Source organism: Puniceicoccus vermicola (genome assembly GCF_014230055.1).
Taxonomy (GTDB): domain Bacteria; phylum Verrucomicrobiota; class Verrucomicrobiia; order Opitutales; family Puniceicoccaceae; genus Puniceicoccus; species Puniceicoccus vermicola.
This window is the reverse complement of the sequence record NZ_JACHVA010000022.1, coordinates 1-13742: the sequence shown is the minus strand read 5'-3', so window position 1 is coordinate 13742 and position 13742 is coordinate 1. Positions and strand designations below refer to the sequence as shown.

Sequence of the window (13742 nt, the reverse complement as noted above, 5' to 3'; positions counted from 1 at the left end):
AAAACCTCTATCAAATTTCCCCGTTTTTCACTCGAATGAAATCCTCATCCCCATTTCCAACCTCGGTTCTCTATGCAAGAAAAGTACGACGCGGAGCCTGGGGCTTGCTCGTGATGGTGCACTTGTTGGTTGCCGGAGTTCAGGGCCTGTCTGGACAGTCGCTGAGCGACATCTCGGATGCTTCGTTAATCGGACAGTTGCAGCGAAAACTTCCGAATGGTTTGATTGGAGTACGCTCTGAGTTGGTCGAATTGGTTCAGCGGACGGAAGGTCAGCCCGATCAGGAGCCCTATCTCTTTCTTCTCGGGCTTTCCTACCAGGACGAGTTTGCGGAAGGTGGGAACTCTACATTGCTTGAAAACGCGGCGGAGCAATACAAAGCCTACATTGAAAAGTTTCCCGGGGGGCAGCGCTATGATTTCGTTCGATTCAACCTGGGAGGGGTCTACGCGGATCTCGAACGTCCGGACGAAGCCATCGAGCAATATGATTGGCTTTACCGCAACAGCGGGAGCTGGACCTTTCGAAATCAGGCCCGGGATCGAATGGCATCACTCTATATCTCCAGCGATCGGGCCGGGGAGGGCGTTTCTCTCTTTCAAGAGATTTTTGCGGAATCCTCTATGGATCCGGAACTACGATCGCAAGCTGCCGCATGGTTGCTACAAGGATATTTGGCTCTCGGGCAACCAGAGAAGATTCTACCTTACCTCCGTTATCTGACCGGTCGTTTTGAGGCCGTATATGATCCCGCTTTCAATATCACGTTGTTAAAGTCGGGTGACGAATTGTTCGAGAAAGGTGAATACGACCAGGCAATTCTCCTGTACTCGTTTGTCAAAAGTCGGGCCGAGATTGTCGATTTTTACGAGCGACGTGTCAGCAGTCTTCGAGCCGATATCCGTTTTCTCGATCCCGAGAGCGAGTCGTATCTGGTGATCGATAGTGAATTGAAGGCAGCCGAGGCTCGTTTGGCCGCGGTGGAGGCGATCCGCGAATATGATGTCGACATGCGCTGGAGAATGGCGCGGGTCTACAAGGAGACGGATCGAACCTGGGAGTCGCTCTGGGCTTTCATTCATCTCTATGAGGATTACCCAGAGCACGAGCAGGTGGAGGATTTTCTCTACACGGCCTACGGGGAGGCTGTCGCTTTGGGGGATGATCCCATGACCGAACAGCTGGCGAAGGATTACCTGGCCAACGAAGGGTATGATCGGTTCCGCGCGCAGGTGGTCCTTGGGCTCGCTCAATTCTATTCTCGTTCGGATCGCTTGGAGTCTCTGTTGGCCCTCGTTGAAGAATACATGGAGGACTCTCCGAATCAACGGACGGTAGCACAGTTGATGAACGTCGTGGGGAGTTTCTACGTCCGATTGGGCGAGTATGCTTCGCTTCGCGATTACATGGATACCATGCGCTCGGATTTGGACGGCAAAGAGCCATCGACTCAGGCGGTTCGTTATTGGCTGGGGCTCTCCGATCTCTTGCTCGCCGACTATCCGAGAGCGTCCAACACATTTCGCACGTTCCTTGAGGATTATGGCGAAAACAGTATTTTCTATGAAGACGCTTCGTATCGGTATGCCATTACGTTATTCGGGGAGCAAAAGCGTGGCGAATCGGAGGAGCAGTTTGCTAAATTCGTTAGGTTATTTCCCAACAGTTCCTTGCGGGGCGAAGCAGAACTTTACCTGGGGGACCTCAAACGGGATCGGGGAGCCTTCGCGGAGGCAGCTGAACACTACCGCTTGGTCGCAGATCATACCGAAAATATCTCGTTCCTTTCAAAAGCCACCTTTTCGTTGAGCGAAGTGCTCGAAGCTTCGGGTGAGCCAGAGCAAGCGGTCGAGGTCCTCCAAGCCTATGTCGATACCTATGGCGAAGAAGGCGAAATTTCAGATGCCTATTTCCGAATGGGGATGATCCTGGGACGAATGGATCGTTTGGGTGAACGCTTTGAAATTCACGGAAATGCCATCCGCTCGTTGATTGGGGATCGAAACCGCTATGCGGTGGATCGACTCATCAATGTCTACGTCGAGGACTATCAACGATATGAGCGTTCATTCAACGATTCTGTAGCTCTGCTGGATCGAATGGTGGAGGAGGATGAATTCCGGAGGAAATTCCTGACCGATCGAGTCTACCAATATCAGTACATGCAAAGTGCGGAAGGGGTATACGTCGACCAGTCTTTGGCAAATCTGTTGGTTCGGGATCGGGCTTTTCGTTCGAAGATCATCGAAACGGAACGTCCTTTGGATCCGAAAACGATGGCTCCGCGGTCTCCGATCGACTCCGATGTGACCCGCGAAGAAGCGCTGGTCGAGTTGCAGGTGCTGAGAGATGAATACGCCGAGAGAGTTTCCAGTCTCGAACCCTACAGCCCTGCAGCCCTTTTCGAGCCGATTCTCATGGAGGCCGAAGCGAATGGTAGACTCGTGCCTCAGATGCGGGCGCAGATGGCGTTGGACAAGCTTTCAGACGAGCCGGCAGAACTCCATTTCGACCTCGAAACCCTCGAGGTAGCTCCGCCCGCTGTTCTCCTTTGGGAAGCCCAAAAATACGAGGATTCTGATCCGCAGACAGCGATCACTCTCTACAGGAATATCCTTCGTTTTCATCCATGGTCGGATTCGGTTTACGAGGCTCTTTTGGCCTTGGGGGACCTTTCCGTTCAAATCGCGGAGGAATCGGGGGACCCCGAGGATTGGGCGCAGGCGCTCACCTATTACAATACGGTGACTGAGCGCTATGCGATGAAAGTCCGTGATGCGGAGCCCTACCTTCAGAAAGGGATGGTTCTGTCGCAGCTGGGACGGGATCAAGATGCCATCGATACCTTGGGGCAGGTTCTTCGCAATCCGGCATGGAAGGGAAAGGATCACGCCAAGGCGCACCTCGAGCTGGGAATGGCCTATCGCCGCGAGAACCAGTTGGAGGAAGCTCATGGATTTTTTGAACGGCTCATTGTTGCCTATGGCGGTTATGCAGAAATTGTTTCGTGGGCCTACTATTATGATCTCCTGACTCTTGAGGAGCTTGGGGAAGAGGAGAGCGTGCAGCAGCTTTTGGAAGAATACCGAACCCGCCTCTCGGTGATGGCGGACACAGAGGCCTATCAACAAATCGAGGAGAAGTATGAACTGTAATTTGAGATTCTGGGGCCGTGGATTGCTCCTGTCATTGTCAGTGTCGGCTCTCTGCCTCCCCACGTTGGGAGCTCAGGATACGGACTTGCCCGAATTATCGCCTGCTCCGCAACCGCCGAAGACTTTTACGCTGGATATGCCCGCCACGGTGCTTGATCTCAATGATCAGCCTCAGACGATTCTTGGAATGGAGGAGGGGGATCTCGTGATCGCCTTTCCGAATCTTCCGGATTCGGAAGCGATTGTGCCGGTGGACGGGGAGGGGATCTTTGTGAAGGTTCCACGACCGGATCCGATGGATCAGTGGGTTGCCAGTGCCGCCCGTGGTGATTACCGGCCCATGCTGAAAGGCCTGCGGCCGAAGATGGCTCCGCTGGTTTGGCTTCTGCAGATACCTCCGTCTCGAACCAATCTCCATATTCTCTTTTACAACTACTACCAGGCACTCGTGCTGACGGGCGATTTGGAGGAAGCGGTGGCGATTTCAATGGAGATGCCTTGGGATGATCTTTCGACGGACTTTCTCGATCTCGCCGAGAATCTGGTCTACCGGACGATTGAAGAAAACGACCTTGAGGCCACCGAGCAGATGCTTTCTGTGCTTTCCGGGTCCTTGGATGCGGAGAGCCTGGCCCGGATCGGGTTCCCGGTCGCGGATGCGGCGCGCACCGCCGGTGCGCACGAACTCGCCAGCAAGATTTATGGAACGCTGGCCCAGTCGGAAGACGAGGCTCTTCGTCAGAAAAGTCTCCTCTGGGCGGGTTATAGTAAGGCCGTCGAGAATCAGGCAGCGGAAGCCCGCGCGGTGCTCGATCAAGTTCCCGAACTGAGTCGGGGGGATGAGAATTTTCTCACCTATTGCTTGGCCCGCGGTCGCTTGGGGCTCGCCGAGGGGAATACGAATGAAGCTTTACGATACCTCTCGCGGGCCATGGTCCTCTCCACCGTGAAGGCCTCCTTCAAGCCCGAACTCTATTACTTGCTGACCGTCGGCTACACCGAGTCTGGCCAGGAAGAAGCGGCCAGTCGTCTCGCCCGCGAGTTCGCAATCTTTTACCCCGAAAATCCTTGGCTGGAGCAATACCGGCAAGAGTTTGGCGGGGCTGATGAACCAATCCTCAACTGATCAAATTCCACCGAAGCTAACATGAAAAAACACCTCAATCTATTTTTACTGGGCCTGGGATCTCTCCTGCTCTTCAACTTGGCCACTCCGCTGGCTGCGCAAGATGCGGCGGATAGTGCGGCCGCGGGTTCCGAACAGGAGCTGGCGGAGCTGACACCTCCGCCTCCTGACAAGACTTTGCTCGATATGCTCGCGGCTGGGGGGTGGGCCATGTATCCACTCGGGATCCTTTCGGTCGGCACCCTCGGCTTTGCCGTCTACAACTTTTTGGTCATTCGCCGAAAGTCCTTTGTGGATGATCAAGTGATCGAAGAGTTGGACGCTGCGGTCAGCGAGATGGATATTGAACGCGCCCACGAGATTTGCCGGAACAATCCCGGTCCGGTCACGAACACCTTCAATCATGGACTGGACCAGGTCCGGAAGGAAAGCTTCTCGGCAGAAGCCGTGGAAATGGCCTTCGAAAACGCTTCGAGCAAGGAGCTCTCGGGTAGTTTTGTCGTAGTCAGCTATCTTTCGATCATCGCTGCTCTTTCCCCAATGGTCGGGCTGCTCGGAACGGTCTCCGGGATGGTGAAGGCCTTCAATACCATCGCCGCCCAGGGGATGGGGAAGCCGGAGCTGCTGGCGGACAATATCTCGGAGGCTCTGATCACGACGGCGGCCGGGATGTCGATCGCGATCCCGGCGATGTTCTTTTTCTTCTTCTTCCGAAACCGCTACGGCAAGATCGTCGCTGAGGTGAATCTGGTCCTCGGTCGCCTTTACGCCGATCTGCTACGAGCCGCTGGCAAATGAGGAAAAAGTTTAAGAACTGGTCCGTCGAAGAAGACGACGGAGAGGTCGATCTCACGCCGATGATCGACATCGTCTTCCTGCTTATAGTCTTCTTCATGACGGTCGCCAACATGATCACCGCTGAGAAGCATCCGATCGATATGCCGGTGGCGTTGAACTCGACGATTCCCGAAGATTACGGGGATCGGACGACCGTGACCGTGGCTGCGGACGGCTCGCTCTACTCGGGCGTCAACTCGGTCAGCCTGGACGAACTCGCGCAAACCCTGGTCGAAGCCCGTGAGGAGAATCCAACGGTGCGGGTTTTCCTCCGAGCCGACAGTTCCACCGAGCACCAGTATGTGAATGACGTCATGCAGGCCTGCGCCAACGCGGGGCTGAGCAACGTGATCTTTGCGGCCTACCAAAGTGATAAATAACCCCAGGAAGCAAACCCCATGAAATCCGAGGAAATACTCTCCGGCAAACTGAAGCCGGACCTCACGCCGATGATCGACGTGGTCTTCCTGCTCTTGATTTTCTTCATGGTGACCACCTCGCTGATCAAGGAAGAGGCCGATCTCGGGATCCAACTGCCCACGAGCACCGCCGCCAAGGCCAGTGACGAACTGCCCAACCGCCACGTCATCGACATCCTCCCGGACGGAAGTGTTCTCTTCAACGGCAGTCCCATCGCCAGTCCTGCGGAACGGATTACCCTGAATGGCCTGATTGCTACCTTGCGCCGGGTGAAGGCGACCTCGGACCGGATGGATCAGAAAACCGTCGTCGTCATTGTCGCCGATCCGCTCTCGCCCCACTTCAAGGCGATCGAAGTTCTGGATGCCTGTGCCGCCGCAGACATCAAATATGTCTCCTTCGGCGACTACTAGGAATAGACCCAACCCCCATTTATCGGAGATTTTCATTCATGAACATCAGCAACGCTTTCGCCCGCAACCGGGCTCTGCTTCTCGTCATCATTATCAGTGTCGCCTTGCACCTCGTCGCGATCATTGGCTTCGGTGCTTACAAAATCGTCGAAAGTATCACTCGGGAAGATCAGACCTTTGAAGCTCCAGAGATTGTCGAGGTGCCTCAGCAGGAGCCCGAGTATGTTGTAAACCTCGAGCAGCGCACCCAATCGAGCTCGCCACCCCGGCCGAATCCAATTGTCGTCGATTCTCCCGACGTTTCCATTCCCGCCCTTGATATTGATGTAAACATCGCCAACAACTCCAGCTACGGTCGGGGGAGTGGGGGATTTGGTAGCGGAGGAGGTATGCAGATCCGGGAGATGGCGCTTGATGTCGAGAGCTTAGAGTTCTTCGGAAAGGAGATGAAATCCGATGCGCAGCGCATGCTTTTCGTCATCGATATGTCCGGGAGTATGGTTCTCGGGGATCGAGGCGTGGACGGCTACCGGACGGTGGTCGAGGAGCTCATCCGCACACTGCGATCCATTCAGGATGTAGGAACCTTTAATATCATCGCGTTTTCGAAAAGCACGGACACGTATCGCGGCGGCGACTTTGTCTTAGCCACCGAGGACAAGATCGATTCTGCCGAAAAATGGTTGATGAGGCTCGATCCCTCGGAGCCGATCGCCGATGCCAAGCGGGATGGGAAGAAAGTGACTTACAAAGTTTTTGAGAAATTCCGGAAAGGGCAGCATGTTGGAACTCGAACCGATCTCGCTCTGGAGGAGGCCTTCGATATGGAGCCGAATATCATCATTCTTCTTTCGGATGGAGATCCCACCGAGAAGAAAGATGCCGAGGTTCTGAAAATCGTGAGGAAGCTCCAAAAGGATCAGGGGAAGGTTGTTCCCATCAACACGCTCTCCTACAAAAGCAAGGACGGCCGTGCTTTCCTCAAGCAACTCGCGGCCGAGAATGACGGGGTTTACTCTGAGGTGAATTGATTCCGGGTTGTTTCCGCTGAGCGGAGACGCGATTCAACTCACAACTGGCTGAGCGCAAAAATCTCCGCGGGGCTGAGAGCGCGGCGGTAGACGGCGAGTCCCGCCATCTCTCCGGAAAAGAAATTGCCGATCTCGCCACTGCGATCCACCGCCCCGACGGTGAAATCGGAACCCTGGGATCCCCCGTCAAAGAGGCCTCCTGCCATGGAGTAGGGGTTGAGTTGAGGGCGGACGTCGAGGTGTCCGTTGAGCCAGCAGAAGCCCTGGGTGCCGTCATAGGTCATGGCGACCACACTCCATTCGTCGAAGCCGACCGGAGTAGCCCCGACCGGGCCGTCGATGCAGTAGCGGTAACCGGGAGTCGGACCGCCGACGTTCGAAAGGTGGCCGCAGACCTGATCTTGTTGCTGCCACACGGAAATGTTGAGGAACAGTCCGTACTGGCGACCGCCGTCGCTCTCGTTCCACTGGCCAGCGATGAACTCGCAGTTTCGGTGCTCGGTTTTCTTTCGCTTGATCCAGGCGATGACCGTCAGGTGCCCGTCGGGACCGTGAAAGTCGAGGAGGGGACAGTCCTTGCGGGCGATGTTCATCCATTGGCCCCGTTTGATCTGAAGGGCCTTTCCGCCAAGGGGAGCGGTCGGATCCTCATGGACCGAAAGGGGGCCGGATTGAGAACGTAGGGTGTAGGATTCGCCCTGAGTGGTGCCGAAGTCCTCGCCGTCCTCCTGAAAATTCCAGAAGGAAACCAGCCCGGGAAAATCGCCGGGCGTGATGTCGGGAAGGATGTGGTTGGGGTTTACCTTTTCCATGCGCAGGGAGTCTGTGAATCGGAATCCCGAGAGCAAGCCTTGGGTCGGTAAGGCAGGAGCGGGGAGGGGGCAAAAGTTGAATGACAGACCCGAACAACAGAACTTCCCTAGCATCGGGCCTTGGCCCCCTCCTACGAGAGCATATCCTTGCACATATTCTTCCCGTCTCTTCGAGTCGACGGCGATGCCTATGACCAGAAATTTAGATTGGGGTAAGGTTTTCTCTGGATTCGTAAACGTCCATCGGTGCGCTGAAAGCGCAATTTCAAGATTAGCCTCGGGCAACGCCCGAGGATCCCAATGCAAGAAATGGGCACGCTGAAAGCGTGCTTTAGAGCATTTGGTGGAGCGCTTGAGGTAGGACATTCAGCCTACCAACTATCCCATCCGTTTTACTCGGGCGTCGCCCGAGGCTCGGGTAAATAAGACCTTCGGCCTTAGTCGGGAGCAATCGAACCAAGTCAAACCACAGGGAAAGTCGCCTCTCTATCAAAAGAATGTTCAAGACCGTGTTGCTCTCCTGTCTTGTTGGAAGGATATGCTTACGAGTAGGAGGGGAATCCCGCGGACGCGGGATGGAGGGGTTTCGACTCAGCCTTATTTTCTACAAGCAGGCCGAGTAACCTGGCGCAAGCGAGAGACATTCGGCCCACGTCCGCCAAGCACAAGCTCGGGCGAATCTTCGTCAATCCCTCGGCAAGTCGCTTGCGTGGCACAAGACCTTCACGCTAGGCTGCTCGGATCAGTTTATGAAGATAGAGCACGATTTTGATTTTGATCCGGAATACGGGTACACCTTGGAGGATCTGTTGGCGGTGGAGGCTCCGGAAGGACCGGAAGATTTTGCCGAATTCTGGGAGGGTGCCTACGAGAAGGCACTGAAAATTCCGATGAATCTGGACGTGGGCCCGGCGGTTTCTCCGGCGGAGAATGTCGATGTCTTTCAGGTTTACTACAATTCCTACCAGGGAGAGCGCATCGGTGCCTGGCTCACGGTTCCGAAAAATGTGGAACGATTGGAATGCGGCTTTGTCATTGGGCATGGATACGGAGGCCGAGACGCTCCGATTTATGAGCTTCCGTGCGAGAATGCGGTTTGCATTTTCCCCTGCGCCCGGGGATTTCATCTCTCCGCCTCCTTGAATTTCCCTGGAACGGCTTCAGCCCATGTGCTGACCGGTATCGAGTCGAAGGAAACCTACTCCCACCTGGGATCGGTGATCGACTACTGGTTGGCGGCGTCGGCCCTCTTGGAACTCTATCCGCAGGTGGGGGAACGATTGTTCTACCACGGCGGCAGTTTTGGAGGTGGGATCGGAGCCTTGTTGCTCCCGTGGGATGCTCGCTTCAAACGGGCCTATCTCAATATTCCCAGTTTTGGCAATCACCCGTTGCGGGTGACGCTGCCTTGCACGGGGAGTGGGGCCGCCGTCCGAGAAAAATATCTCGAGGAGGGCGCGAAGATCCTCGAGGTCCTCCAATATTTTGACGCCGCTACCGCTGCCGCCCGGATTCAGATTCCCGTCTTCGTCGCTGCCGCATTGTTCGATCCCAGCGTCCCGCCCCCCGGCCAATTCGCCATCTACAACGCCATCCAGAGCCCGAAACAACTCTATCTTCGCCAAGCCGCCCATTTCGAGCTCGCCGGCAACGAACTCGACGACGCAGCCGTTTTTGCCCGGCTACAGCGTTGGTTCAGGTGATTGGCGAAAGAAACAGACCGGAGGACTGAAAAAGGGGAGAGGAACGGCGAGAGCCCTTTCCACTATTTTCCAATCATTGGAGAGGAACGGCGACAGCCGTTTCTACGCTTTCCTACCATCGGAGAGGAACGGCGACAGCCGTTTCTTTTACTTCCCAACCATGGGGAGTAACGGCGATAGCCGTTTCTACTACTTTCCCGAAGAAATTCGAACGCATCGGAATAGATCTCGAAGTTTCGACCACGGACCGCGGAATTCATTCCGCCCCGGTGGAGCAGCGCGTAGGAGAGGGGAGGCGGAGAGGCATGCGGGGCGGAATGAATTCCGCGCTCCGAGAGAGAACGGAGGCCCCGCCGAACCCAGCCGGTTCCCAGTGGGAAGCGTGCGGATGAAACGCCTTGTGCTTGGATTCGGCTGGCACCAGATCCCTCCCGATAGAATGAGAGTGGGGAACGGATCGTTTCAGGAGAACTGTAGCGGATCTGTGTCCTTCTTTCGTTTACAGATCCCGACAAAGGGGGAGGGGATTCACAACGAATCCAGAGGACTCCTCACTCCCGCCCCCGGTTTCTGCATCACATGCAAATAAATCTGAGTCGTCTCCACGCTCTTGTGCCCGAGAAGATCCTGCACCGTCCGGATATCCGTTCCCCCTTCGAGCAGGTGCGTTGCGAACGAATGCCGCAGGGTGTGACTGGTCACGCGCTTGTTCAGGTCTGCACGTTTTCCCGCCTGTGAAATCGCCCCCTGATAAACTTGGGGTAAGACATGGTGCCGCCTTCGCTTTCCGCTGCGGGGATCATTCGAAATCTCGCGGCTCGGCCAAAGCCACTGCCAACGCCAATCCTTTCCCGCATTCGAGTGCCGCCGGGCCAATGCCTCCGGTAAATAGACTCCATCCAAGTCGGTTCGTTTCAGATCTTCTTCGAAAATATCGCGAACCTTCCTCAAATGCCCACGAACTTCGTCAATCAGTCGCTCGGACATCGGGGCGACTCGGTCCTTGCCTCCTTTTCCACAACGCACTACCAGCTGGTTTCGTTCCAGGTCCATATCTTGCACCCGAAGGCGTAAAAGTTCCGAGACTCGAAGCCCCGCCGAATACTGAAGTTTTCCCATCAACAGACGTTCGCCGCTCAGCTTGGAGAAAAACGCTCGCATTTCATCTTTGCTCATCACCACCGGAATCTTCTTCCGACTTTTCGCACGGCAGAAGTCGCTGATATCGCCAAGATCAATTTCGAAAACACTCTGAGCCACAAACGCGAGTGCATTGAGCGCCTGCTTCTGCGTCGAGGAGGCAACAAGTCGGTCCATCGCCAAAAAAGTTAGGTAGCCCTTTATCTGCTCTGGGCTTATCTCCCGACCGCAAGTCAAATGGCTCCAGTGCGAAAAATCCCGAAACCAGCGCAGGTACGTTCGCTCCGTCTTCAACGCCATTCCGCGTCTTCGCATCAAAGCCAGGATCTCTTTCTCATCATTATTCGTAGACACAACCCTTTCCGCATCGGTGTCGTTAGCGGGAAAAGTTCCCGGATATTTACACCAGCCAGAAGCATTGGACGATTTCTGAGGGCACTCTCCACTCGCTTGTTGTTTACCGGTCCGGAAAAACCACCGAATTGCTTCACGCCAACGTTCTACCATCCAATAACTTGGATTTTTTTCCTCGCACGCCCACTTCACGAATTCCCGAGCGGAATCGAATGTACATCCTACGGAATGTCGATGACACCAGCTCAAATACCAACGCAAGGTCACCCGAAAACTACCTCGCTCCGATTCAGGCAGGTTGCTTTGCTCCAGCACCTCGGCCCATCGAGGGAAATGAAGTTTATTCATAATTTAGAGATAGTGAACATAATTTCACTTAAAGTCCACCGGTAAATCGCCTGAGTTGAGTACTTTCCGGGCGCCATGCCACTTCTGACCGGCTCAAAGTAATTCTTATTCCACTAAGTAATAGGATCTTACGAAATCGAATCAGCCCTTTCAATCATTGTTACTTTCCGTCATATCCTCAACTCATCCCGGGAACCGCTCCCTGAGTTGTGTATTTGCCGGAAGATCGAGCTTGCTATCGGACCAGATTCTCGCTTTGCTCCGATAAGGTCAAGGCTCCACATCTTGCCTGATACGAGAGCTTTACAATCCTCAAGCACACGCCGAAATCCGTGAAAAACGTCACGACTCAACCCTCCAACCCCTCCGGGTTATCTCAAACTGAGTTTGAGAGATAACACTGTTCTAAGAAAAGAAATGAAGACTCTCAATCATCCTGAATACCCAGAACTGCTCTATTATCTGGATGAAAAGGAAACAGAGAGAATCGAGGAGAAAAAGAGCGCCATACTGTCGAAGTTGAAATTCACTCTATTACCCAGTGCGAGTTGTTCGAAATGCGGAAAGAAAATGAAAAAGAAGTGGATGGGACCAACAGGCTTTGAAGGAAATATTCTATTCCTTGTATGCGATGAATGTCATCTCTATGTTGAAACTGAAATCTCAACCGACTGAAGGGCTGGTTAGAACCAGTCGAGCGAGTCAATGCGAGTTCACGCGCTCGTGATGAGCTAAATCGCTTGGCCTCGCATCGACTCCTCTCTACGATCTACAGAAAAATGAATGAAGAACAAAAGAAGCGAAAGCACGGGACTATCCAAAGGGCTTTTGCCGCTTTAGGAGTATTCACGATTCTGATTACCACGATCTTGGTTTTGATCTTCGAGCTTACTTTCGTATTCATGGCTGTCTACGCTGCTGCGCTAGCGTCAATCGTCGGGCCAGCATTTACTGAAAGCGCGGATGGCTTCTTAGAAATCCTAGCAGCCATAATGGAGTTAGTCGTCGAGGGGGTTGCTATGATTTTTGAAATTATAGCTTCTCTGTTTTCCGGATTCTAGAAGGAGACGGAATCACCGATGATGCAACCACAACCAACTGACCAAATGGAGCATAGATCCAGACGCAGCTATCAACTCCTTTCGCGCTCCGCGCTACAGGCGCGATAGTGCTCCACGTTCTACGAATGAAAGATAAGCCCACATTACTCGCATTATCATTCGGTGCACTTCTTGCACTCAGTGGAACGATTTTCGCGATAAACGGCTGGGTTCACTCAAGGAAATCTCCAGGCGCAATTGAAGAAGGAATTCACGTAAGAATACATGGAGTCCTGCTTGCCATAATAGGCCTCCTCTTGATCTTTAACTACTTCAAGAGAAGAAGAGAAAATTAAAAGAATCACATATAAAAACCATGGCCTCTCCAAAAAATTTTAGAACCAGGGTGAGTAGACAACCCGAGTAACCCGCCTGAAAATACTTATAATCACTTGCACGCTTAACCTCTCAGGTCGGGCGTCTATCACCTACGTTGGACGAAATAGAAAATTGAATACGTTTCCCTACAGCATTCCCATCAATCGTGAACTTTCCGAATCGGAAAGAGCGATTCTCCGAAAGCTGATCTCTGAAACTCAACCAGAACGAGAGAAAGAACTAGATTCGCTTCAAGTCCTTGGACGATGTGGATGCGGATCTTGCCCAACTGTAATGTTCACGTCTGGAGCTAAAAGAGAAAAAGAAAGTTCGATTTTAGCAGACTTCCAAGGTGGGGACACAGAAACCGGCATGGTGGGAATCACGCTATGGGAAAGCAATGGATCCATCACCGAACTAGAGGCTTGGTCGATAGATGGAAGAGACGTAGAGTCTTGGCCTGAACTCGAAACAATCAGACCATTGGAGATTTCGAGATGAGAAGAAAAGAATGGTCCAACCAGTCAGCCCATACAACTCCGGCCATCGCTCCGCGCTGACCTTCGCGTATGGCTTCAGCGTTAGCAAAAAAAATGAAATCGATTCCACATTGGTTGCGTATTTGGATTCAATCCGCACTTATCGGGGAAATCTACCCTTCGATTCGAGCAATAGCGGTTAAGTTCACAGATTCAAAAGAATTCACACTGCGCTACTATCTAGAAAAAGAACCTACAGATTTTGATCGAGAATCGTGCTCAATGGTGATGACAGAAATCTTGGCAAATACATCCTCAAAAGAAGAAATAAAAAAAGTGAAAGAAGAATGTTTTTTCTCAGATAAGCTACTTCGTGATATCGATGTATTAGATGGTTTGGTTTTTGCTCGGAGAGAATATGAAATTGAAAAATAAATACGCTAACAAGGCGAGCGAGAGGAATGCCGAGATCGCTCCGCTCACTCAGCATCCCTCCTCTTGACGTT

13 protein-coding genes are annotated in these 13742 nt (G+C 53.3%); 11 read left to right on the top strand and 2 right to left on the bottom strand.

Annotated features, from left to right (window positions below; translation table 11 throughout):
* Positions 1-35 precede the first annotated feature (35 nt).
* Genes H5P30_RS01725 through H5P30_RS01700 form a run of 6 tightly spaced genes read left to right on the top strand, consistent with a single transcriptional unit; the run spans position 36 to position 6982 of the window.
* Positions 36-3155 (top strand): tetratricopeptide repeat protein, encoded by a 3120-nt coding sequence (locus tag H5P30_RS01725; protein ID WP_185691240.1) that lies wholly within the window; start codon positions 36-38, stop codon positions 3153-3155.
* Positions 3145-4281, top strand: a complete 1137-nt coding sequence (locus H5P30_RS01720) for a tetratricopeptide repeat protein (protein ID WP_185691239.1) — start codon at positions 3145-3147, stop codon at positions 4279-4281. The genes H5P30_RS01725 and H5P30_RS01720 overlap by 11 nt, the downstream gene beginning before the upstream one ends.
* A 21-nt stretch (positions 4282-4302) precedes the next feature.
* On the top strand, positions 4303-5079 hold the full coding sequence (locus H5P30_RS01715; protein WP_185691238.1) for a MotA/TolQ/ExbB proton channel family protein: 777 nt from the start codon (positions 4303-4305) through the stop codon (positions 5077-5079).
* On the top strand, positions 5076-5498 hold the full coding sequence (locus tag H5P30_RS01710) for an ExbD/TolR family protein (RefSeq protein WP_185691237.1): 423 nt from the start codon (positions 5076-5078) through the stop codon (positions 5496-5498). The genes H5P30_RS01715 and H5P30_RS01710 overlap by 4 nt, the downstream gene beginning before the upstream one ends.
* An 18-nt stretch (positions 5499-5516) precedes the next feature.
* Entirely contained in the window at positions 5517-5951 is a 435-nt protein-coding gene (locus H5P30_RS01705; protein WP_185691236.1) for an ExbD/TolR family protein, read from the top strand.
* A gap of 38 nt (positions 5952-5989) precedes the next feature.
* Positions 5990-6982, top strand: a complete 993-nt coding sequence (locus H5P30_RS01700; protein WP_185691235.1) for a VWA domain-containing protein — start codon at positions 5990-5992, stop codon at positions 6980-6982.
* Positions 6983-7020: 38 nt separating this feature from the next.
* Here H5P30_RS01700 and H5P30_RS01695 read toward each other — a convergent pair whose 3' ends face one another.
* Positions 7021-7794 (bottom strand): LamG domain-containing protein, encoded by a 774-nt coding sequence (locus H5P30_RS01695; RefSeq protein WP_185691234.1) that lies wholly within the window; start codon positions 7792-7794, stop codon positions 7021-7023.
* Positions 7795-8543: 749 nt separating this feature from the next.
* Here H5P30_RS01695 and H5P30_RS01690 point away from each other — a divergent pair.
* On the top strand, positions 8544-9497 hold the full coding sequence (locus tag H5P30_RS01690; RefSeq protein WP_185691233.1) for an acetylxylan esterase: 954 nt from the start codon (positions 8544-8546) through the stop codon (positions 9495-9497).
* Positions 9498-10025: 528 nt separating this feature from the next.
* On the opposite strand, the gene H5P30_RS01685 is transcribed toward H5P30_RS01690, so the two are convergent.
* Entirely contained in the window at positions 10026-11339 is a 1314-nt protein-coding gene (locus H5P30_RS01685) for an integron integrase (protein ID WP_185691232.1), read from the bottom strand.
* A gap of 417 nt (positions 11340-11756) precedes the next feature.
* On the opposite strand from H5P30_RS01685, the gene H5P30_RS01680 reads away from it, so the two are divergent.
* From H5P30_RS01680 to H5P30_RS01665, 4 genes are all read left to right on the top strand, one after another.
* Positions 11757-12014, top strand: a complete 258-nt coding sequence (locus H5P30_RS01680; protein ID WP_185691231.1) for a hypothetical protein — start codon at positions 11757-11759, stop codon at positions 12012-12014.
* A 104-nt stretch (positions 12015-12118) separates the two neighbouring features.
* Positions 12119-12400 carry a hypothetical protein gene (locus H5P30_RS01675; RefSeq protein ID WP_185691230.1) on the top strand — a complete coding sequence of 94 codons (282 nt, stop codon included), beginning with the start codon at positions 12119-12121 and terminating at the stop codon, positions 12398-12400.
* Between the two features lie 125 nt (positions 12401-12525).
* Positions 12526-12735 carry a hypothetical protein gene (locus H5P30_RS01670; RefSeq protein ID WP_185691229.1) on the top strand — a complete coding sequence of 70 codons (210 nt, stop codon included), beginning with the start codon at positions 12526-12528 and terminating at the stop codon, positions 12733-12735.
* A gap of 615 nt (positions 12736-13350) precedes the next feature.
* Complete coding sequence (locus tag H5P30_RS01665; RefSeq protein WP_185691223.1) at positions 13351-13671, top strand: MafI2 family immunity protein; 321 nt, start codon at positions 13351-13353, stop codon at positions 13669-13671.
* Positions 13672-13742 lie beyond the last annotated feature (71 nt).